23 protein-coding genes are annotated in these 22,451 nt (G+C 36.7%); 6 read left to right on the top strand and 17 right to left on the bottom strand.

What is annotated here, in order from left to right; genetic code table 11:
• Positions 1–8 precede the first annotated feature (8 nt).
• From clpX to UCH001_RS01125, 4 genes are read right to left on the bottom strand one after another with little or no spacing between them, the layout of a single operon-like run.
• Positions 9–1,241, bottom strand: a complete 1,233-nt coding sequence (gene clpX, locus UCH001_RS01140) for an ATP-dependent Clp protease ATP-binding subunit ClpX (RefSeq protein ID WP_067173138.1) — start codon at positions 1,239–1,241, stop codon at positions 9–11.
• The gene (gene lpxA, locus UCH001_RS01135) at positions 1,234–2,025 is read right to left on the bottom strand and encodes an acyl-ACP--UDP-N-acetylglucosamine O-acyltransferase (protein WP_067173135.1); all 792 of its coding nucleotides are present in this window, start codon (positions 2,023–2,025) and stop codon (positions 1,234–1,236) included. Before lpxA ends, clpX begins: the two co-directional genes overlap by 8 nt.
• A 1-nt stretch (position 2,026) precedes the next feature.
• Complete coding sequence (fabZ, locus tag UCH001_RS01130; protein WP_067173132.1) at positions 2,027–2,476, bottom strand: 3-hydroxyacyl-ACP dehydratase FabZ; 450 nt, start codon at positions 2,474–2,476, stop codon at positions 2,027–2,029.
• Between the two features lie 31 nt (positions 2,477–2,507).
• Entirely contained in the window at positions 2,508–3,596 is a 1,089-nt protein-coding gene (locus UCH001_RS01125) for an epoxyqueuosine reductase QueH (protein ID WP_067173130.1), read from the bottom strand.
• A 146-nt stretch (positions 3,597–3,742) separates the two neighbouring features.
• Between UCH001_RS01125 and UCH001_RS01120 the strand changes: the two genes are divergently transcribed.
• Positions 3,743–6,634: a DUF748 domain-containing protein gene (locus UCH001_RS01120; RefSeq protein ID WP_067173128.1), complete on the top strand. Its 2,892-nt coding sequence runs from the start codon at positions 3,743–3,745 to the stop codon at positions 6,632–6,634.
• An 18-nt stretch (positions 6,635–6,652) separates the two neighbouring features.
• On the opposite strand, the gene bcp is transcribed toward UCH001_RS01120, so the two are convergent.
• Positions 6,653–7,117 carry a thioredoxin-dependent thiol peroxidase gene (bcp, locus tag UCH001_RS01115; RefSeq protein ID WP_067173126.1) on the bottom strand — a complete coding sequence of 155 codons (465 nt, stop codon included), beginning with the start codon at positions 7,115–7,117 and terminating at the stop codon, positions 6,653–6,655.
• Positions 7,118–7,140: 23 nt separating this feature from the next.
• Positions 7,141–8,559, bottom strand: coding sequence for an aldehyde dehydrogenase family protein (locus UCH001_RS01110; RefSeq protein ID WP_067173122.1), 1,419 nt, complete (start codon positions 8,557–8,559; stop codon positions 7,141–7,143).
• 211 nt (positions 8,560–8,770) lie between these two features.
• Between UCH001_RS01110 and UCH001_RS01105 the strand changes: the two genes are divergently transcribed.
• The 5 genes from UCH001_RS01105 to UCH001_RS01085 all read left to right on the top strand — a co-directional run bounded on the left by UCH001_RS01105 (position 8,771) and on the right by UCH001_RS01085 (position 12,606).
• Complete coding sequence (locus tag UCH001_RS01105; protein WP_067173118.1) at positions 8,771–9,685, top strand: branched-chain amino acid transaminase; 915 nt, start codon at positions 8,771–8,773, stop codon at positions 9,683–9,685.
• A gap of 67 nt (positions 9,686–9,752) precedes the next feature.
• Positions 9,753–10,847 carry an SPFH domain-containing protein gene (locus UCH001_RS01100; RefSeq protein ID WP_067173115.1) on the top strand — a complete coding sequence of 365 codons (1,095 nt, stop codon included), beginning with the start codon at positions 9,753–9,755 and terminating at the stop codon, positions 10,845–10,847.
• Positions 10,844–11,527 carry a bifunctional phosphoribosyl-AMP cyclohydrolase/phosphoribosyl-ATP diphosphatase HisIE gene (gene hisIE, locus UCH001_RS01095; RefSeq protein ID WP_067173112.1) on the top strand — a complete coding sequence of 228 codons (684 nt, stop codon included), beginning with the start codon at positions 10,844–10,846 and terminating at the stop codon, positions 11,525–11,527. Before UCH001_RS01100 ends, hisIE begins: the two co-directional genes overlap by 4 nt.
• Entirely contained in the window at positions 11,517–12,053 is a 537-nt protein-coding gene (locus UCH001_RS01090) for a DUF2393 family protein (protein WP_067173108.1), read from the top strand. Before hisIE ends, UCH001_RS01090 begins: the two co-directional genes overlap by 11 nt.
• 10 nt (positions 12,054–12,063) lie before the next feature.
• The gene (locus UCH001_RS01085) at positions 12,064–12,606 is read left to right on the top strand and encodes a DUF2393 family protein (protein WP_067173106.1); all 543 of its coding nucleotides are present in this window, start codon (positions 12,064–12,066) and stop codon (positions 12,604–12,606) included.
• 6 nt (positions 12,607–12,612) lie between these two features.
• On the opposite strand, the gene UCH001_RS01080 is transcribed toward UCH001_RS01085, so the two are convergent.
• The 11 genes from UCH001_RS01080 to rlmB all read right to left on the bottom strand — a co-directional run bounded on the left by UCH001_RS01080 (position 12,613) and on the right by rlmB (position 22,402).
• Positions 12,613–13,566, bottom strand: coding sequence for a TIGR01212 family radical SAM protein (locus UCH001_RS01080; RefSeq protein ID WP_067173103.1), 954 nt, complete (start codon positions 13,564–13,566; stop codon positions 12,613–12,615).
• Positions 13,566–14,903: an amidophosphoribosyltransferase gene (gene purF, locus UCH001_RS01075; RefSeq protein ID WP_067173100.1), complete on the bottom strand. Its 1,338-nt coding sequence runs from the start codon at positions 14,901–14,903 to the stop codon at positions 13,566–13,568. Before purF ends, UCH001_RS01080 begins: the two co-directional genes overlap by 1 nt.
• Before the next feature lie 19 nt (positions 14,904–14,922).
• Positions 14,923–15,690 (bottom strand): 4-hydroxy-tetrahydrodipicolinate reductase, encoded by a 768-nt coding sequence (gene dapB, locus UCH001_RS01070; protein WP_067173097.1) that lies wholly within the window; start codon positions 15,688–15,690, stop codon positions 14,923–14,925.
• Between the two features lie 18 nt (positions 15,691–15,708).
• A complete protein-coding gene (locus UCH001_RS01065; RefSeq protein ID WP_067173094.1) occupies positions 15,709–16,641 on the bottom strand; it encodes an NAD(P)/FAD-dependent oxidoreductase in 933 nt (310 codons plus the stop codon).
• A 115-nt stretch (positions 16,642–16,756) separates the two neighbouring features.
• Positions 16,757–17,074 carry a thioredoxin gene (gene trxA / locus UCH001_RS01060; RefSeq protein WP_039671931.1) on the bottom strand — a complete coding sequence of 106 codons (318 nt, stop codon included), beginning with the start codon at positions 17,072–17,074 and terminating at the stop codon, positions 16,757–16,759.
• Between the two features lie 85 nt (positions 17,075–17,159).
• Positions 17,160–17,486, bottom strand: a complete 327-nt coding sequence (locus UCH001_RS01055; RefSeq protein WP_067173091.1) for a YraN family protein — start codon at positions 17,484–17,486, stop codon at positions 17,160–17,162.
• Positions 17,486–18,757, bottom strand: coding sequence for a homoserine dehydrogenase (locus UCH001_RS01050; protein WP_067173088.1), 1,272 nt, complete (start codon positions 18,755–18,757; stop codon positions 17,486–17,488). The genes UCH001_RS01055 and UCH001_RS01050 overlap by 1 nt, the downstream gene beginning before the upstream one ends.
• Before the next feature lie 3 nt (positions 18,758–18,760).
• On the bottom strand, positions 18,761–19,972 hold the full coding sequence (locus UCH001_RS01045) for an LL-diaminopimelate aminotransferase (protein WP_067173084.1): 1,212 nt from the start codon (positions 19,970–19,972) through the stop codon (positions 18,761–18,763).
• 12 nt (positions 19,973–19,984) lie between these two features.
• On the bottom strand, positions 19,985–20,800 hold the full coding sequence (locus UCH001_RS01040) for a hypothetical protein (protein WP_067173081.1): 816 nt from the start codon (positions 20,798–20,800) through the stop codon (positions 19,985–19,987).
• On the bottom strand, positions 20,797–21,726 hold the full coding sequence (locus tag UCH001_RS01035) for a hypothetical protein (RefSeq protein WP_067173078.1): 930 nt from the start codon (positions 21,724–21,726) through the stop codon (positions 20,797–20,799). Before UCH001_RS01035 ends, UCH001_RS01040 begins: the two co-directional genes overlap by 4 nt.
• Positions 21,719–22,402 carry a 23S rRNA (guanosine(2251)-2'-O)-methyltransferase RlmB gene (gene rlmB / locus UCH001_RS01030; protein WP_067178430.1) on the bottom strand — a complete coding sequence of 228 codons (684 nt, stop codon included), beginning with the start codon at positions 22,400–22,402 and terminating at the stop codon, positions 21,719–21,721. The genes UCH001_RS01035 and rlmB overlap by 8 nt, the downstream gene beginning before the upstream one ends.
• Between the last annotated feature and the right edge of the window lie 49 nt (positions 22,403–22,451).

Below are 22,451 nucleotides of genomic sequence, written 5' to 3'. Positions count from 1 at the left end.
ATCCTTTTTTACGCACTTTTTTTATCTTTTTTGATATAAAGTGGTTTTTCACCTTTTAGTACCACATCTTTGGTAATCATAACTTCATAACCATCTAATTCTGGTAATTCATACATGACATCAACCATGATGTCTTCCATAATGCTTCTTAACCCTCTAGCTCCTGTCTTTCGCTTAATCGCAAGCTCTGCTACAGATTCTAGTGCCTCTTTTTCAAAAGAGAGCTCAACATTATCAATTGCAAAAAGTTTTTTATACTGTTTGTAAATTGCATTTTTTGGCTCTGTCAAAATACGAACCATATCATCTTTAGTGATAGGAGCGAGTTTTGCCGTAACGTGCAAACGACCAATAAGCTCTGGAATCAAACCATAATGGACTAAATCATCTGGCTCAACCAAATCAAAGAGCCCTTCATCTTGGCTTTTTGTACGTTTTTCTTGCTCAAAACCAAGAACATTTTTACCGATACGGCGTTTGATAATCTCTTCTAGACCATCAAAAGCACCCGCACATACAAATAATATGTTAGTTGTATCGATCTGAATAAAATCTTGGTTAGGATGTTTACGTCCACCTTTTGGTGGGATATTGACTACGCTTCCCTCAATGATTTTAAGCAATGCTTGCTGGACACCCTCACCTGAAACATCTCTAGTGATAGAACGATTTTCACTCATACGCGCAATTTTGTCAATTTCATCGATAAAGACAATACCTTGCTCCGCTTTTTTAATATCACCATTCGCACATTGAAGAAGCTTTGTAAGGATGTTTTCAACATCTTCACCTACATAACCTGCTTCTGTAAGGCTTGTTGCATCGGAGATAGCAATAGGTACATCTAAAAAGCGTGCCAAAGTTTGTGCCATCAATGTTTTACCACTACCTGTTGGTCCGATCAATAAGATATTTGATTTAGAAATTTCAGTGTCATCCGAAATGGTACTTTGTTTAAAAATTCGTTTGTAATGATTGTAAACACCTACTGAAAAAATCTTTTTCGCTTGGTCTTGACCGATGACAAAATCATCGAGGACTTTTTTGAGCTCTTTTGGAGCTAGAAGCTCTTGGTTAAAAGGCTCTTCGCTACTGCTCATGGAAGGCTCTGGGATTTCTCCAAAAAAGATTTTATGGGCAGAGATAACACAATGTTCGCAGATAAATACATCATCTCCTGCAATTAAACGTGTGTCGCTACTCTCTTTAGTACCACAAAAACTACACTCTCTATTAACCATTATTTTTCCTCTCATACGGAATGCCTCTTGTGGATTCCATAATAAAATTGCACATTTGCAACACTTTTTCGTTCGTTTCGTTCTCTAGCAATTTTGCAGCTGTCTCTTTAATAGGACTTTCGCTTCTAAAAAGTTGCTTGTAGGCACTTTGAATGGCAGTAATATCTTCTCTTTCAAAACGACGCTTCAATCCAACACTGTTAAGCCCACGAACCACAGCGCGATTGCCTTCTGCGAGACAAAAATCAGGGATATCTTGACTGACAGCACTTGCACCACCGATCATAACACCCTCACCGATATGGACAAACTGATGAATTGGTGTCATACCACCAATAACAGTAAAAGAGCCAATATGAACATGTCCAGCGAGGGTCGCATTGTTTGCCATAATGACATTATTGCCTACTTGGCAGTCATGAGCGATGTGGCAGTAAATCATAATAAAACAATTATTGCCAATACGTGTAACACCACCGCCTTTTTTAGTACCTGCATTGATTGTTACAAATTCGCGGATCATAACATTACGACCAATCTCAACACGCACATCATCTTCAGGCTTATAACCTGTATCTTGTGGAGGCATACCGATAACAGCATAAGGGCAGATTTTTGTATCTTCTGCAATCTTTGTTATGCCATAGATTTGCGCTCCTTGCATCACCTCAACACCACTTTTGAGTGTGGTATCTTTAGATACAAACGCATAAGCACCGATTTTTACATCGTCTGCTAAACTCGCTCCTTCTTCAACAATGGCGGTTGGGTGAATGTTTGGCATGTTATTTGTCCACTATCATAGCTTTAAGTTCGGCTTCTGCGACTAATTTGTCATCAACATAAGCTTTAGCATCTAAAACCCAGATGTTACCTCTGTGTTTTAGGACACTCAGTTTATAAACCAATTGATCGCCTGGCTTTACAGGATTTCTAAATTTTGCATTATCGATACTCATAAAATAAACCACTTTTTCTTTTGTATCTTCTTGCTTTTCTTCATCCATGCTTTTAAATGCAAGCACACCGCCTGCTTGCGCCATACCCTCAATAATCATAACACCAGGGTAAATTGGATGATCTGGAAAGTGTCCTTGAAAAATCTGCTCACCAATCGTAATATTTTTAAACCCTTCGATAGACTCACCTGGAGTTAGTGCTGTAATTCTATCAACAAGTAAAAAAGGAAAGCGATGGGGAAGTATTTTTTGAATCTCTACAACATCAATTAACATCTTTGAAACCTTCTAACAAAATTCTAATATTTTAGCTAATTAATACTAAATTTTCTCTAATGTCATGGTATGTTTTGCTTTGAATAAAGAGCTCATATGATTCTAATTTTACTTCATCTACAATGATAAGAGGTGTTAATGAAGCAAATAATGATTGCGTAATACTGTTTCTAAAAGTGATTTCCACTTCAAGACTCGGAGGATTGTGGAGTAACTCTTTGACAGTTGCATATTGTGTATTCGCTATTTTATTGAAAGTATTGATGGAAATAAAACGGGCTTCTTCTTTATTTGAAAACCCTACTCCTTCTACTATTGCTTCGATTTTTGTTTTCACATACTCTTTTTTACACGTTGAATAAAAGAGAACATAACTAGGAATAATTTCCTTGTTATTGTTTTTAATCCATGCACGAGATAATCTGTAATTTAAAAATTTTTCGCGTACAAGTTTAAAAGGTGTTTTTTCATTTTCAAGTGTCATTACTCTTTCGTAAAGTGCTATACGATCTTCAATGGATGAAGGTAAAACTTGAGGTCTTAATGGGCAACTTAACTCATCCGCCCATCTGTTTTGTTGTGATCTTTGAACACTTAATGCAAAAATACAACCGCAATAATCTTGATGATAAAGCATATCTTTTTTTGCAAGAGCAAATTGTTCTTGAGTACCACCATTTTTTCTAAAATCAGGTACAACAATATCCAAATGATATTTATCAGCAATAATACGCAGAGCTTTTTCTAACTGATCAAGTGATTTTTTTGGACTTGTTAGTAAGGTTGTTGTTATTACTTTTTCGCCAAGTTCTAGAGCTTTTTTTGCACTTTCTTCTAACCTGTTATCAAAACATACCAAGCAGCGTTTGCCTTTTTCAGGTTCATATTCTAGCCCACGTACAGCCTCTAACCATCCTTCGTAATTATACGCACCTACATGCAATGGAATACCCAATTTTGCGCAACTACGCTTAACATCTAATAATCTTAATTCATGTTCACTAAAAGGATGAATATTAGGATCGTAAAAAAAGCCTACAAGTTTTTCGGAGGGATACATTTGTTGCAATTTTTGCAAAAAAAAGTGGCTATCTACAGAGCAGCAAATATGAACGAGCATGAGATTTCTTTATTAAAGTATAAATTTTTTAAAAGTATAACATAGGTAACATATAACCATCCTCACACTATAGAACTAATAGAACTTTTAAATAGAACTTTTGCATTTTGTTGTATAATAAATTAGCCCTAAAAAAGGAGTATGCGATGCTAAAAAAGTGTTTTAAAAATATACTGTTTTGGTTGATTTTTCTGCCGCTACTCTATACTTTGAGCGGATTTGTCATTCTTCCATGGTGGGCACGTACCCAGTTACCTTCTCTGCTAAAAGAAAAGGTAGGCATCTTTGTTTCAATCGAAAACGTACTGTTTAATCCTTTTACTTTTGAGCTACATCTTAATAATTTTGCACTTCAAGATAAAGCAGGAAACAACGCAGCATCACTTGAGCATCTTTATGTCAATTATGAACCCTCTTATCTTTTCAAAAAAGAGTTTTTCGTCAAATCACTTCTTCTTGAAAAACCTTTTGTGGATCTGAAAATTGACTCTAAAGGAAGTTTGAGCCTTCTTAGTCTTTTCCCAGCCACCCCAGCAACGCCAGAAAATAATGCAACAACCGACGACAGTCTTGTTATGCCATTTACCATTGAGCATATTGACATCCAAAATGCCAAAACAAATTTTACGGATGAAAGACCTAGCGAGCCTTTTAAACTTGAAATTGGGCCTATGAACTATGTGGTCAATAACCTTAGTTTTCATAAAGACGACCTTAGCATTCATGCTCTCAAAATTGCACTTCAAAATGAAGAGAAAATAACCGTTGCGAGTAGTGCTTCTATTGAACCATTAAAATTTTATGGTGAACTTAATATCACACACCTTCCGCTTCCATCTTTTTGGAAATATGCACTTCCAACGATCCCAGCGCATCTTTCAGAAGGCGATCTCTCTCTTCGTGTTCCTTTTTTAATTGATCTTAGCAAAGAAAAACCTCTTGTCACGTTAGAAAAAGCCTCTGCCTCATTAGAGAATATTCGCTTTGTTGATACAGAGAAGAAAACTATCATAAACGTTCCCTCTCTAAAACTCGACACCATCGATTTTGACCTACAAACTTCAAAAGTTACTATTGATAAAGCCTCAATGACTAAACCTTTTGTAGATGTGAAATTAGAAAAAAATTATCAACTGAATTTAGTTCGTCTCTTTGTGCCCGCGAATAGCACTCCAACAAAACAGCAAGCACCAGCGTCAGCAAAAGATACATCGCAAAACAATGAATGGAAATTTGCGCTTAAAACATTAGAAATTAATGACGCTGCTATAGATGTAATGGATCAAAATGTTAAAAGTACAGTAACTCGCCTTGAGCCCCTGAAACTAACAGCTCAAAATATTACTCAAGATATGAATAGCGCCATCACCTACGAGCTCAATAGTACTGTTGATAAAACTGCGCAAATCAATCTCAAAGGCTCTGTTATTCCTTCTGCGGCAAAAATTGCTCTAGAATTACAAACAAAAGCACTCTCTTTATCAAAAGCGCAACCATACCTTGTTCCTTTTACGACATTGATTTTAAAAGAAGGGCTACTGAACCTCAATTCTAAAATTCAAGCGACTTTTGGAGATAAACCAAATATTAAACTTGAAAGTACCGTTGAATTAAATAAACTAAGTGTCCTAGATCGTTTTAAAAAACCTATCATCGCGTGGGATAAGCTTGATGTTGATGGCGTAGTATTTTCAACGACTCCATCTTCTTTACAGGTGAAAAAAATTGACTTAATTAAGCCGTATGTCAATTTAGATATCAAAAAAGACAAAAGTACCAATTTTTCAAATATTATCAAGCCTTCAAAAACACCTCCACCTCCTCCTAAAAAAGTAGTTAAAGGAAAACAACCTCCAAAAGAAGAAGAGATGGCACTTCTTATTGGTACGGTCACTATGAAGCAAGGTAGTGCAAATTTCAAAGATGCTTCTCTGCCTATCCCTTTTGCCACATTTGTCAATCAACTCAAGGGAAATTTCACAACACTTGATACTAAAAATACAAAACCTTCTGTCTTAAAACTTGAAGGAAAAGTCGATAAATACGGATACGCTAAAATTGAGGGCTCTGTTTTACCGTTTGATTTTAAAAATAGAGCCAATCTCAAAATCCTCTTCAAAAATATTGACATGCCCTCTTTAACACCTTATTCTGGTAAGTTTGTAGGATATGCGATCAAAGAGGGAAAACTCTCCATGGATCTCAACTACAAAATTAAAAAAGGGTTAATGGAAGGCGATAATAAAATCAATCTTGACTCACTTACTCTTGGAGATAAGATTGAAAGCGAAGAAGCGACAAACTTACCATTAGGGCTTGCCATCGCCATTTTGAAAGACTCAAAAGGACAAATTGATATTGATTTACCAGTCAGCGGTGACCTCAATGACCCCGAATTTCGTTATGGAAGTATTATATGGCGAGCCATTGGAAATTTAATTGGCAGCGTTGTTACTTCTCCTTTCAAACTCCTAGGCTCAATTCTTGGCATTGAGACTGAAAACCTAAAAAGTATTGATTTTGCAGCAGGTGAATACGCACTTATCGATTCAGAAGAAGAGAAAATGGAGCAATATAAACAAATTTTGGAAAAACGCAGTGAACTTAAATTGCTCATTACTCCAAGCTTCAATGAAGCTCTTGATACGAAAGCTTTGCAAGAGCAAAATGTGACTGCACAAATTGAAGCGATGATTCCTAAAAAAAGTAAAGAAGATGATAGTTATGGTAAAGCTATCAAAAAACTTTTCATCCAAAAATATTCTGATGATGCATACAGTAAACTTATGAAATCCTACAAAGAAGAGAGTTTGGATGTGGGTGCAATTAATGATCGCTTAATCGCTAAAATTGCAGAAAGTGTCACCATTACACCTGAGGCACTTCAATCACTAGCCTCCAAGCGCGCTGAGGCAATCATTCAGAATTTGACGACTAAACATAACGTTGCGACAGAGAGACTCCGTACCAATGAAGTCTCTTCTAGCGATGCCATTCGTGAAGAATGGATTGGATGTGCTATTTCAGTTAGCAACTAAAGCAAAAAAAGAAGCACTTTATTGAAGTGCTTCTAATGCTTTTTTTACTTCATTTGCGTGATCTTTGACTTTTACATTTGACCAGAGTCCAGCGATTTTTCCACTTGGGTCAATTAAAAATGTTGAACGTACAATACCCATATACTCTTTTCCACAAAACTTTTTGAGTTGCCAAACGCCATAGCGCTGGGCTACTTCTGTATCCATATCTGAAAGTAATGTAATTTCAAGTTTTTGTTTTGCAATAAACTTTTGATGAGATGCTGTACTATCGGGGCTCACACCTAAAACAACAGCATTTAAGTCTTCAAATGCTGGCAATGCCGCTGTAAAATCGCATGCTTCAGTGGTACATCCAGGAGTACTGTCTTTTGGGTAAAAATACAATACTACCCATTTACCTTCTAAATCTCTAAGTGAAATTTCCACATTGTCTTGATTTGGAAGTGTGAGTAACGGTGCTTGATCGCCAATTTTTAACATAGGGATTCCTTTATTGATATTTTTTAGCATATTACCACAGATTTTATCTGAGTATAATCATCAAGAAGCGCAAAATAAGGTCCTTCTTTACCGATACCACTTTGTTTGATACCACCATAAGGCTGTAAGTCGAATCTGAGCGTTGGAATGTCATTGATGACAATACCACCTGCTTCTAACTCATCAATCGCTCTTTGTGCCATAGAGAGATCATTACAAAAAATTGAATACTGAAGCCCATACATTGATGCATTCATCTTCTCTTTGGCTTCTTCATAATGAGCGACTTTTATCAACGAAACAATAGGCGCGAAGACCTCTTCACATACAATTTGCATGGCGTCGGTGACATCAGCCATAATCGTTGGCTCAAACATCAAATCCTTAAATTTTGCGCCACAAAGAAGCTTTGCACCTTCGTTCATAGCACTCTGAACCCATCTTTTGGCTTTTTCTACAGCCGCTTCATTGACCATAGGACCAATAAAGGTTTGCTCATCATACGGAGAACCTACCTGTAAGCTTTTTGTCTCTTCTACAAGGGCTTTTGCAAAGCTGTCATAAATGCTTTCATGTACATAGATGCGTTGTAAAGAGATACATACCTGTCCAGAATTTATAAATGCACCTACTGCGCACCGTTTGGCAGCAAGAGCAATATTGGCTGAAGCATCAATATACGTCGCTGCATTTCCGCCAAGTTCCAATGCCACTTTTTTAATCCCTGCTTTTTGCATAATTTCTTGCCCTACCCCTACACTGCCTGTAAAACTAATGACACGAGGTATATCACTGGTTATCAACGTTTCATTGACACCTTCACCACTGTAAATAAGGCTTAGAGCATCTTTGGGGGCATAAGGGCTTTCGATGAAAAATTTTACGAACTCATACGCTGTGCGTGGCGCTTGAGATGTTGGTTTTAAAATAACCGCATTGCCAGCAACAAGGGCTGGTGCGATTTTATGGGCTACAAGATTGAGTGGGAAGTTAAATGGCGTAATAGCAAGAACAACGCCAACAGCTTCTCGTTTATAGAAAGCTAGACTTTTTTTACCGCTTGGCATTGCTGTTGTATCAAACGTTTCACCATTAACATGTGTTATTGCATTCGCGGAGAGTCTGATGGTTTCAATGCAACGATCCACCTCAATGCGAGAAAATGTAATCGGTTTTCCTACTTCTTCTGTTATACAAAGTGCCATTTTTGCACGCATTGATTCTAATTTTTGTGCGACATCCAAAAGCCAACTGACACGCTGATGCATAGGAACCAATTTTGTCTGTGACGATGCTTTACGCGCTATATGAAGTATTTCACGTGCATCATCTTCATTACTCACGCTAAACCTTGAAACCACGCGCCCATCATAAGGTGAGCGTACCTCTTTTTGCTCTTCTTTATCTTTGCATATAGAACCGAAATATAGTTTTGCTTTCATGATGTTTACTCCTTGTTTTGTCATTCAAAGTACCAAAGGTGCGTGGGCACTCTGCCGAAGAGAACCCAGTGTTAACGTAGTCTTTAGAGCTTTGCTTTAAAGACGTGTTCAAATTGAAGTATAACGCAACTTTTCATACTAAAACTATCTTTAATTAATTTTTGGCTAACATAGTATCTCTTTAGAAAACGACTTTTAAGAAGGTAGAACAATGGATAAAGCAAAATACATTTGGATGGACGGCAAGCTCGTTGCATGGGATGATGCAAAAGTACATATCTTGACCCATACACTTCATTATGGTAACGGTGTTTTTGAAGGTACTCGTGCATATATGACAGAAAATGGTTTGGCAATTTTTAAGCTTAGAGAACATACAAAACGTTTACTCAATTCTGCTAAAATTACACGCATAAAAGCGAACTATACACTAGAAGAGCTTGAGGCTGCACATATTGAATTATTGAAATCCAATGATTTTACATCAAACGTTTACATTAGACCTTTAATCTACCTTGGATATGGCATTATGGGGCTTAATCATGTTAAGGCACCTGTTAATACAGCCATTGCTGCATGGCAGTGGGGAAGCTATCTTGGTGATGAGGGGTTAGAAAACGGTATTCGCGTTAAAATTTCTTCATTCACACGTAATCCTGTAAGTTCAACTATGGGTAAAGCAAAAGCGGCAGCAAATTACCTGAACTCTCAAATGGCAAAATATGAAGCACTTGAAGCAGGTTATGAAGAAGCATTATTGCTTGATGATGAAGGTTTTATCGCAGAAGGAAGTGGTGAGTGTTTCTTTATCGTTAGAAACGGCGTTTTAATTACACCTCCAAATGACACTTCACTTGAGAGTATTACACAAGCAACTGTTTTAGATCTTGCACGTGAAGCAGGTATCCCAATTGAGCGCAGACGCATTACGCGTGATGAAGCCTATATTGCGGATGAGTCTTTCTTTACAGGAACAGCAGCAGAAGTCACACCTATCAAAGATATTGACAATTACATCATCGGCGATGGTAAACGAGGACCTATTACAAAACAACTTCAAGATGCTTATTTTGATGTTGTTTATGGACGTAACCCAAAATATAAACACTTGTTAACGTATATTTAAGCCCTAGTGGCGCGTAGGTTTTTGGCTTTGCTCAAAAACCGTATTAAAATTGAACCGAAGGAAAATTATGCCAGCAGATTTGAACGATTATTTTAAAAAGAAAAACAGTGGAGGAAGTGGAAATAACGGTGGAAACGATAACGACAATCGCACACCTTTCAATATGGATCCTCCTGATTTTATGAAAAACCTTGGTAAAAAGGCAGGCTTATTGTATGTGCTCATTGCCATTGTTGTTATTGCAGTTATCGCAAAACCTTTTGTGATTATTAACTCAGGAGAGATGGGTATTAAAGCAACCACTGGTAAGTTTCAACCAACACCGATGGAGCCAGGTTTCCACCTTTTTATTCCTTTTATTCAACAAGTCTTTATTGTTGATACAAAAGTACGCATTATGAACTACTCCTCAAGCGAAGATTTGGGTGAAGTGATTCAAAGAGGTTCTGGCATTAAACGTAATGCAGCTATCTCGGTTCTTGATGCAAGAGGTTTACCTGTGTCCATCGAACTCACCGTTCAATACAAACTAGAACCTGCAACGGCACCTCAAACGATTGCAACATGGGGTATGTCATGGGAAGATAAAATCATTAACCCTGTTGTTCGTGATGTCACACGTAGTGTTGTTGGTAAATTTAACGCTGAAGAACTTCCACAAAAACGTAATGAAATTGCAGTAAACATCGAAGAAGGTATTCGTAAAGCCATTGATGCACAACCAGGTCAACCTGTTGAACTTCTTACTGTACAACTTCGTGAAATTGTGCTTCCTGTCAAAATTAAAGAGCAAATTGAGCGTGTTCAAGTAGCACGACAAGAAGTTGAGCGTACAAAGTATGAAGTTGAAAAAGCAAATCAAGAAGCTTTAAAACGTGCTGCAGAAGCTGAGGGTCAAGCTAAAGCTAGAGAGATTAATGCTCAAGGTCAAGCTAATGCTGTAAAAATCGAAGCTGATGCTGAAGCATATGCGAATAAAAAAATCTCTGAAAGTATTTCAGGATCTCTTCTGAACTTACGTCAAATCGAAGTTCAAGGTAAATTCAACGAAGCTCTTCGTGAAAACAAAGATGCAAAGATTTTCCTAACACCTGGCGGGGCAGTCCCAAATATCTGGGTAGATACTAAAGATAGCCAAAAAGCAGTTAGTGTAGCCAAATGAGTTCTTCACTTTTAAATTCTATCAATTGGAATAAAACACCTTTGCTTCCTGTCATTGCACAGGATGCAAAGAGTGGAGAAGTGCTAATGTTGGCTTATATGAACGAAGAAGCGCTCTCTTTGACTCTGCAAACAGGTCTTGCACACTACTATTCTAGAAGTCGTGAAAGCCTTTGGAAAAAAGGTGAAACCAGTGGGCATATTCAACATGTAAAAGAGGCTTATCTCGACTGCGATAGTGATACCTTGCTTCTTAAAGTTGAACAAGAAGGCGTTGCATGCCATACAGGACGAAGCTCATGCTTTTTTAACCGTATTGATGTTGAAGAAGCTCCTAAGGAATCTGCTAAAGATATCCCTGCATACTCCATTAGTGATAAAATTTATCATATTATTCAAGAACGTAAACATGCAGATCCGAAAAGCTCCTATGTTGCCTCTTTACTTCAAAAAGGTGATAATAGCATTTTAAAAAAAGTGGTTGAAGAAGCTGGAGAATTTTGTTTTGCATGCAAAGATAACGATAATAAAGAAATTATTTACGAAGCTGCTGATCTTATGTTCCATGCTCTTGTTGCATTAGGTGCAAAGAACATTCATCCATCACTCATTTCTAAAGAACTTGAAAGACGCTTTGGTTTAAGTGGTATAGAGGAGAAAAATAGCCGCAATGAACACTGATGCCATCAAATTATCACTATTGACCTATATAAAACATTTTGGTCTATATGATTATTTGGCATTTGGCTGGCTCATTTTTACCTTCTTAGTGCTCATTATATTAGCAAGTCTTATTGCTAAACGCTCAGCAGTAGCCTCGCTTCTACTGATCATATTTGCACTGATTTTATTAGTCGTTTCACCTTTTTTTATTAAAATCAAATTGGGTGAAACGATACGACCAACAACAACAGAAGTCAATATGGTTAAAAAATTAACGTTTTCTGATTCGTTAATCGTTGAAGGAACTATATACAACGCTTCTCAAAAAGATTTCACTATCTGTTTGGTTCAAACTTTTGTTTACAAACAAGTTGCTACACAAGGGTTGAAAGCCTTTATTAATAAACTAAAGCCGATTGCCAATCAGTCGATATTCGTTAAAGAAAATCTCCCTAAAGAAGGCTCTTTAGACTTTCAAAGTGTCTTTGAAGATTTTAGATACAACGGCGATGTAAATGCAACGCTGAAAGCGGAATGCTACTAAAGGAGCTCTATTGACCTATTTTACAATACTCCATTGGTTTGCTGTTATTGTTATTGGCTTACTTACTATTTTAATTATTGTCTTGAGTGTTCGTAATCATGATGGTAAAAGTTCTCTTCTAGCTCCAATTCTTGCAACACTTTTTATTATGACCATTTTTGCTATTTTTACTATTTACGGAATCGATAAATACACAAAAATTGCTCGCCTTGAGAATGTTGTCCAAAAAAAAGTCCTCATCAATGAATCTTTTTCTATTTCAGGACAAATACGCAATATTGGGAATTTTAAAATAGGACAGTGCGTTTTAGAAGTCAAAATAGCCAATGATTCGCTTGAGAAAATTGGAGCAGACTCTGCCATATTTGTTCCAAAATCTGCATTAGACAATCTTTTTAATTGGGGGGAGAAAAGCCCTACCGTTGAAACCACTAAAGAGTTTGTGATTGCAGAAAACTTACATACGGGAGAAATGCGCAACTTTACTATTTTTATGCGCTATCCATCTTCTTACGCTAAACCGTACACACGCTACGAGCTTTTTTGTCACTAATATAAATTAGTAAGCCAATCCCTCTTTTTTGAGCGCTTCACGGATATTAAACATCTGTTGATGTTTGGTATAGCACCATGCTGGTGAGAGAAGTGTATCATCTTCAATGCCTGCACTAACACGTTGTAGCATAACATCTTCAGGTAAGAGTTTAATTGCCTCAATCAATGTTTGAATATAACACTCTTCAGAGATAGGAGTGAACTCCCCTCGGTTGAAATCATTTGCTAATGCAGTACGTTTCACAACATACAGTGGATGAAATTTAAAAGAATGCACACCCAGTCTCAGTGCAAATTTAACACTCTCTAACGCCATCTGAGGTGTTTCACCAGGAAGTCCAAAAATAACATGCGCACACATCTTTAACCCATATTGATGTGTTAAATTGATATATTTTTCAATATTACTACTATCATGCCCACGGTTAATTCGTTTTAATGTTTCATCGGAAGAAGATTGTATACCATACTCTACCCATATCTCACGCTCTTTAGAAAGTTCAGCCAAATAAGTAATGACTTCTTCGGTAATACTATCTGTACGCGTACCAATACTCAGTCCAACAACACCCTCGAAGCTTAATGCTTTTGTATAAAGTGCTTTGAGTGTGTCCAATGGTGCATAGGTATTGGTAAAGGATTGAAAATAAATAATAAATTTTTTCGCACCAAATTTCTTAGTGAGTACAGCTTTTGTTTTTTTGTATTGGGCTTCAAGCTGGATAAGTTGAAAATTCAAATAAGGATTTTCAGATGTTGGATTGAGAAAGAATCGTTTAGGTTGATTATGCTCTAAATTGGGACTGAATGATTCGTTCTCACAAAAAACACAACCCCCACGAGCTACGGTTCCATCAATATTTGGGCAGGTAAATCCAGAGATAGAAATGGGGATTTTATAGACATTTTCCCCAAATTTTCTCCTAAAATACCGTCCTGCGGTTAAAATCTCGCGCATTATTTAATGAAATAGTTTCCATCAAAACTAACCAATGAATAGTTCATATCATTCCCAATGCTCTCTTTAAGCGCATCAATACTTAAGAATGCGAGCGAATCTGCTTCAATGTATTCTCTGACTTCTTCAACGTTTTTATTAGCACTAATAAGCTCTTTATAGCTTGGTGTATCAATTCCATATAAACAAGGATGTTCGATTGTAGGAGCTGCAATACGCATATGTACTTCAGCAGCACCAGCACGTTTAAGCATTTTAACAATCTGTCGTGATGTTGTACCTCTTACAATACTATCATCGATGACAACGATTTTTTTGCCCTCTAAGACTTTATGAATAGGTGAGAGTTTGAGCTTTACTTTAAGATCACGTACTGCTTGCGTAGGTTCAATAAATGTTCTTCCAACATAATGGTTTCGCACAATAGCCATTTCAAAAGGAATTCCACTTGCTTGTGCATACCCAAGAGCCGCACTTACACCACTATCAGGTACAGGAATAACAAAATCAGCATCCACAGGAGCGAGTTCTGCTAGCTTCATGCCCATTTTTTTACGTACAGAATAAACGTTTTTACCCTCAATAACACTATCAGGTCTTGCAAAATAGATAAATTCAAAAGCACAAATATGCGGATCAGGCTCAAAAAGTTGAATACTTTCAAACTCTTCTTTTCCATGTTGGAAGATAATCATTTCACCAGGTCTAACATCTCTTACAAACTCAGCATCTACAAGATCAAGTGCACACGTTTCACTTGCAACAATGTATCCACCCTCTTTCATCTTGCCAATCGATAGGGGACGTACACCATAACGATCACGCACGGCAAACATTTTAGATCGGCTTTGAATCAAAAGACAGTAAGCACCTTTGATAACATTTAGTGCTTCAATAATACGAGCTTTGAGTTTACCTTGTTGAGAGCGAGCGATAAGATGAATAATATTTTCCGTATCCATCGATGACTGGAATATTGCACCTTGCTCAACCAATTTACTTCTTACTTCGTGTTTATTGATAAGATTTCCATTGTGAACAATAGAAATATCTCCTAGTTTATAACTGGCAGCAACGGGCTGAGCATCTCTTACAGAGTCACTACCTGCTGTAGAATAGCGGTTATGTCCTATCGCCATATCACCATGCAAGAAGGATAGTTTTTCTTCATTAAAGACTTCAGTGACTAAACCATTGTCTTTCAGTGTTCGAATTTTCTTGCCATCGCTGGCACTGATACCTGTTGCCTCTTGACCACGATGTTGCATCGCGAACAGAGCATAATAGGCTATTTTAGAAGCATGTTTTACATCAAATACACCAACAATCGCACACATAAATTTATATTACCTTTTTTTAAAGACCTAAACAGTCGCTAATTGTATAAAGACCATTAGGTTGATTAATGATCCACTTTGCGGCTTTAATAGCGCCTTTAGCAAAGGTATCACGACTGGTTGCTGTATGGTTCATTTCAATAAATTCACCATCATTATAAAATCCTACGGTATGACGTCCTACGATATCACCACCACGAAGTGCCATAATGGCAATTTCATCTTTTGTTCTTTCACCGATAAGTCCATTACGTCCACTCACACGTACGTCATCTAAATTAAGTCCACGTCCTCGAGCAGCATGTTCACCAAGAGTTAATGCTGTACCACTTGGTGCATCTTTTTTAAAGCGGTGATGTTGTTCTACAATTTCAATGTCAAAATCACTGAGGCTTTTAGAAGCAAGTTCTACTAAACGATTAAGTACTGCAACGCCTAAAGACATATTTGTCGAGTAAAGAATAGGCATATTGTTTGATGCTTCTTTTAAAAGGTTTTGCTGATGCTCATTGAGTCCTGTTGTTCCAATTACTAGAGGTGTTGGATGTTTCAGAGCATTTTCTAAAAGTGTTTCTGTTCCCATTGAGATAGTAAAATCAATCACAACATCGCTTTTTTGTAAAAGAGCACTGACATCATCGGTAATCGTTACATCTTTTGGGGTAGTAAAGCCAAAATCTTCAATGGCATGTAAAACATGAGGTTTTGCCTCTTTATCTTTGAGGAGGTTATCAATGAGTAGTCTGCCTACCCTACCCGTTGAGCCGTGAATTCCAACATTTATCATTCTCAATTTTCCTTCTTCTTAATGGTTCACATATTCTAATGCTTGAATACCAGCAGTCGCACCATCTCCTGCTGCGCACACAACTTGTTTTGATGCTTTAATTCTTAAATCACCTGCTGCAAAAAGACCTTTAACAGAAGTATGCATACTAAGATCAACAACAACATTGCCATTCTCATCCATATCACATAAGAAACTTCCATCTTCTTGCTTTAAAATCGCATTATTAACATTCATTCCAACAAAAACAAAAACACCAGGTACAGCAATATCTCTTTCATTGCCCGCTGAATCTACAACAATAATGCCATTTAAGCCCATTTTATCACCATAGGCTTTTTTAACATTCACATTCAAAACAAGTTCAATTTTAGGATTATTTTTAACTTTTTCAATAGTACTTGGACTTGCTCTAAACGTATCACGTCTATGAACTAAATAGACTTTTGAACAAATATGTGAAAGATAAAGAGCCTCTTCAAGGGCAGTGTCTCCACCACCAAGAGCTACAACTTCTCTATTTTTATAAAAAAACCCATCACATGTTGCACATGTACTTACACCTTTGCCAAAAAATTCAGCCTCGCCTTCAAAATTAGCTTTTTTAGGAGTACTACCTGTACATACAATAACACTTTTAGCCTGTTCACTTTTACCACCAGCTAGACTGATTTGAAATGTACCATCGCTATTTTTAGAAACTCTAGTAACCTCTTCCATTGCATGTTTTAGACCAAAACGCATACACTGTTCTGACCAAGGCGCCATAAAATCTAAACCACTTAATATTTCTGCGCTTCCTGGATAATTTTCTATTTCACTACTACTGGTAATTTGTCCGCCAGGAAGACCTTTTTCAAACATTACTACGTTTTTCAAGCCGCCACGTGTTGCATATAATCCGGCACTAAGGCCAGCTGGACCACCACCAATAATTGCTAGATCTAACATGATTTTTCCTTATCTTTTTTTAGACTGAGTAATGACATGCTATACAAATCATGTTCATAGCCCAAAAGAGGTACTGCAGTCAAGGAAGTCTAACGACTCCCTTGAGAAATTTTGATTAAAGAAGTGAATTAATTTTATCAGCTAAAACTTGTTTAGACGATGCACCAATCATTTGATCGACCAATTCACCATTTTTAAAGAAAAGGATTGTAGGAATTGATCTAATGCCATATTTTATCGCCACGTCTTGCTCTTCATCTGTATTCACTTTACAGATTTTTGCTTTACCATCAAAATCGCCTGCTAATTCATCAATAACTGGAGCAATCATACGACAAGGTCCACACCAAGGTGCCCAAAAATCTACTAATGCAACACCCTCAGCTACTGTACTATCAAAATTTGATGCATTTAACTCTAAATATTTTCCCATTTTTTTCCCCTAAAACGTTATTTTATAGATGATCAATTATACTCACTCTAACTTTAAAATTACCATAGCACATAAAGTTATTTTTTTAGTAACTAATATTTTTTATTATCTCTATATTTTCTGGTGTAACTAAAATTGCATCAATTTGATAATCACATGAATGTGCATGTGTCAATAAATAATAGTTGATTGTTTTAATGATTTTATTCATTTTTGAAGAGGTAATACGCGTAATTGGATCATAATTTTGTGAAAATTTAACTTCGCAAAAATGAAGGACATTCTCTTTTTGCGCAATAATGTCTATCTCACCAAACTTGGAGTGAAAATTGCGTTCAAGAATGGTATAACCTTTTTTTTGAAGATAGGAAGAGGCTTTATCTTCAGCCTCATTTCCTATTTTTAAACTCATTACGCCTCAATGCGAATCATAGCAGGTTTGAGTTCAACAAATTCTAGTTCACTAAGCTCGTGTAATGCTTTTTGAATATTACTCTCTTTACACGTATGTGTTGAAAAAAGCAGTACTGCGCTTTCTTCACGTTTAGCATCTTGTTTTTGTAAAAAGCTACTAATAGAGATAGAATGTTTGCCTAAAATTTCAGAAATTTTTGATAAGACACCTATTTTATCTGCCACTGTAACACGTATATAGTATTGTGTACAGATATCATCTCTATTCATGAGTGTTAAACCGCTCTTTTCAAGAGGTTTTATAAACCCAAGCATTGGTGAATTTTGTGTGTGGCGAGCGATGTCAATAAGATCTGAAACAACAGCGCTTGCTGTTGCACTTCCACCTGCGCCTGGACCATAATACATGGTTTCACCTACACGGTCACCTATAACACTAATACCATTCATGACTCCATCTACTTTTGCAATCATTTGCTTGGTTGGGACTAAAGCGGGATGGACACGAAGCTCGACTTGATCGCCACTTTTTTTCGCAATTGTCAAAAGCTTAATGTTATAACCAAACTCTTTAGCAAAATAAATATCTTCACTATTGATATTCTCAATACCTTCAATGAGAATCTCTTCAGGCTTCACATTAATTCCATACGCAATACTCGCTAAGATAAGCAATTTATGCGCTGCATCAAATCCACCGACATCAAAAGTTGGATCAGCTTCTGCATAACCTAGTGCTTGTGCTTCTTTTAAGACATCTGCAAACTCTGCTTTTTCATTCATCATTTTCGTCAAAATAAAATTACACGTACCATTCATGATGCCTTTAATAGCTTCTATATGATTGGCACTAAGCCCTTCTCGAAGTGCTTTGATAATCGGAATTCCACCCGCAACACTGGCTTCATAGCCAATTGGAGTTGAACCTGCAAGATCACGTAATTCATAACGATGGTAAGCCAAAAGTGCTTTATTGGCTGTAACAACGGCTTTTTTATTTTTAAGTGCTTTTGTGACTATTTTATAAGCCTCATCTACACCCCCCATCAATTCGACAACAACATCGATTTCAGGATTGTCTAAAATGTCATTTACATCACTACTTAAAGAGATGTTAACATCCCTTTTTTTTGTAGTATCTTTTACGACACCTATAATAGGAACAATTTTCTTGCCACTGCGCGCTGTAATAATATCTTCATTCTCTTGTAAAATTTTAACAACATGGCTACCAACAGTTCCTACACCAATAATTCCAACTTTGATCATTCTCTAGCCTTCTAAACTCTTCAAATACTTTTTAATATTACGTGCTGCTTGGCGTATTCTATTTTCATTTTCAATCAAAGCAATTCGTACATAACCTTCGCCACTCTCACCAAAACCTACACCTGGGCTTACTGCAATTTTTGCTTCTTTTAACAATTGTTTTGCAAACTCCATACTGCCCAAATGTTCAGCAACTTTTGGAATTTTCGCCCATACAAACATCGTTGATTGTGGTTTCTCCATAGGCCATCCTGCATTGTTGAAACTTTCAACCAAGACATCTCTACGTTTACGGTATTTTTCTCTAATTTCATCAACACATTCTTGTGGTCCATCCAATGCAATGGTAGAAGCTACTTGAATTGGAGTAAACATCCCATAGTCAAACCATGATTTAATTTTTTGTAGTGCACCAACAAGCTTTTTATTTCCTACAACAAAACCAACACGCCAGCCTGCCATATTGTAACTTTTTGAAAGTGTATAACATTCAACGGCAACATCTTTTGCACCTTCTACTTGTAAAATAGAAGGTGTTTCATAGCCATCAAAAGAAAGATCAGCATAGGCAATATCGCTAATAATATAAAAACGCTCTTCCTTAGCATAAGCTACGAGCTCTTCATAAAAAGAGAGATCCGTTGTGACACACGTTGGGTTGTGAGGGAAGTTAACAACAACAAACTTCGGTTTAGGAGCTGATTCTTTAAATACTTTTTTCAGTTTGATGAAAAATTGCTCTTTATCTAGTTCATATTTTTCATTATAGTCGAGTCCAAATTTATGAACATTACCACCTGCAATCATAAATGCATACGCATGAATTGGATACGCAGGATCTGGAACAACCGCAACATCACCTGGATTCATAATCGCTTGTGCTAAATGCACAAAACCTTCTTTACTACCAAGCGTTGCAACGGCTTCTGTATTAGGATCTAGAGTAACACCGTACTTACGAGCATACCAGTTACAAATTGCTAGACGAAGTTTGTAGATACCTTTACTTACTGAATAACCATGAGTACCATCTTTTTGTGCAGACTCTACGAGTTTATCAATAATGTGTTGTGGTGTTCTTCCATCAGGATTTCCCATTGAGAAGTCGATAATATCGTCTCCCGCATGACGTGCAGCTAACTTTAATTCATTAATTTGAGCAAAAACATACCCAGGTAATCTATCAATTGTATTAAATCTAATTTCATCAAACATTTTATTCTCCTATTACTCTTTTACATGCACAGATAATCCATGCTTTATATTCTCAAGCATAAAAGCATCACCAATTTTTAAATAAACGGCATTACTAGGTACTTTTAGCTTCAGAGTTCGCGTCGATTCTTCAGACTTTACATCACTTAAGAGATGTAAATTTTCATCGAAGAAGACAACATCAGGAAACCAACGATCACCTGAGTGAACCGTTATTGCTACCTCTTTCATACCCTTCACATCAATCCAATAAGGCTTTAGAGGCTTTCCAAGTGGAGTTGTAACACCACTTTCTAATTTTTTTGCGCCTAAATAAGCATTGCTTGAATCGATGTCATAAAACCAATAGTGGTCTTCATTTTTTACGATATTCGTTATAGTGCATCCTCTAGCCTCAAGGGCATTTGAGAAAGCTTCAGGATCAACAATGTGTTCTGTTTGTAAATAAATTTCCCATACAAACCCTGCACTATCGCGTAATGCATTATTGGTTAAAAAATAGTTATAGCCCATGGCTTCCAAAGACTCATTGACGATTTTTAAAAAGATTAATGGATCTTGTTGTGTACGAAATGCTAAACGTAACTGCACAGGTCTATCGTATAAGAGTTGTAATAGTCCATTTTTTTTGAGCACAGAAATAACTTTAACACTATCTACTTCACCATTAGGCTTGACAAAACTATTGCTTTGTGCAAAAAGCACTTGAATTAAATTCTTTTGTGTTTCATACTTTGAAGCGCCCACAAAACTTCTAATTTTTTCTTGAAGTGTTTGTGCACCAAATAAAGAGAGCGATAGGGTTAGGATAAGAAGTAATTTTTTCACCAGTTTTTGCCTCGATTAAGCTCTATAAATTTCTCTTCAGATATTTTTTTCATTGTTCCATTTTCTACTAAAAAACGTGTCGAACCTTGTTCTGTAAAATCTTCAATACTACCATCATAGGAAAGTTTAAAAAAGCCATTACCTGTTTTGATTATTTGACGTTTTGTCAAATCAATTGTAATATTTTGATCGCTTGTACTCTCTTTTCGCGCAAAGGTTTCTAAATTGATAAATCCAATCCAAATGCGTTTTGTAGGCATAAGAATTGCATTGTTTTTTGGAACGGTGTTCACTAAGACTGTATTGGATTCTGGCAGCATCGGAAGAGGTATATTACTGGTAACATTCGTATCGTTTGCTTCTGTTTTGCGTGTTAAATTTTCATCAATACTTACAACTACGGCTTGTACAGTACTATTACTGCTATTTGTTTCTGTGATTACGCGTTCTTCAACTTTTACGCCAAGTGACGTTGCTGCTTCTTGTACTACGGGTGCGGCTTGAAATGCACTGGTTTGATTTGCCTCAACTTTTGTTTTATCTAAAAAATTCATAATGTCGAAGTTAATCTCAATTTTGAAAATTGAAAATACGCCAAACGCCCCAGCTATTGCGAAAATTAGTATAAAAATCCATGCTGCTTTTTTGTAAGGGCGATCACTTTTTGCGCGAATAAATATTTTCTCTTTATTTGGATCTTCTTCAGCTTTATGCTCAACCCAATAGTCATGGAACCCTTCAAGCCAATCTGTTAAATCAAGCTTGTACTCGCGTGAGAGAATCTTAACAAAACCAAGTGTATTGATTTTATTGAGTTTGTCATACTGATTATTGATCATGTACTCTAGTTGTTTTACTTCGATATGAGTTTTTTTACAAACCTCTTGCAAACCAATCTTTTCTAATACCCTGATATCATTATCCATTGGCAATCCTATCACAAAGTACTGCTGCAGCAGCACTCACATTTAAAGAGTCAAATGCTCTTGCCATTTTAATCGACACAATTGTGTCTAATTTCTCTTTGACTTTAGGAGACAATCCCTTGCCTTCACTTCCCATAATTAAAACGCGTTTAGGTGCAAATGAAACTTCTTTGACATCTACACCACCCATATCTGCGCCGTATAGTGTAAATCCAACTTGTTTAAGCTCATTCAGCATATCACGGGTTGATGGGCATAATGCAATTGGTAATTCAAATGCAGCTGCACTACTTGTACGTAAAATAGCTTCCAAGTTACATGTTTTCATGCCACTCAAAATCAAACCATCCGCTCCAAAGGCATATGCACTACGAACAATAGCACCGATATTTCCTACATCCGTTACTTCATCCAGTACGACTAAAAAAGAGCCATGCTTAATCTCATTGAATGACGTCAGCTCAAGATCTCTAATCTCGGCAATGAAGCCTTGATGGTTTCCTCCATGACAAAGAGCCTGTGCTTTTCGCTCATCAATTGTACAGATTTTTTGTGTAACACGTGCAATCTGTGAGAAGAGTTTAGGGTCACATTTTTTAGGTAAAAATACCGTCTCAATCCTCGAAGGATAGTGATTTAACAGATGTAAAAAGAGTTGTTTTCCATAAATTATCATGGCAATTATTGTATCCAAACTGGCTTAAAATAATACTATCTTTAATGTA

The organism is Sulfurospirillum sp. UCH001, from assembly GCF_001548035.1.
Taxonomy (GTDB): Bacteria; Campylobacterota; Campylobacteria; order Campylobacterales; family Sulfurospirillaceae; genus Sulfurospirillum.
This window is presented reverse-complemented; position numbering and strand designations above follow the sequence as displayed.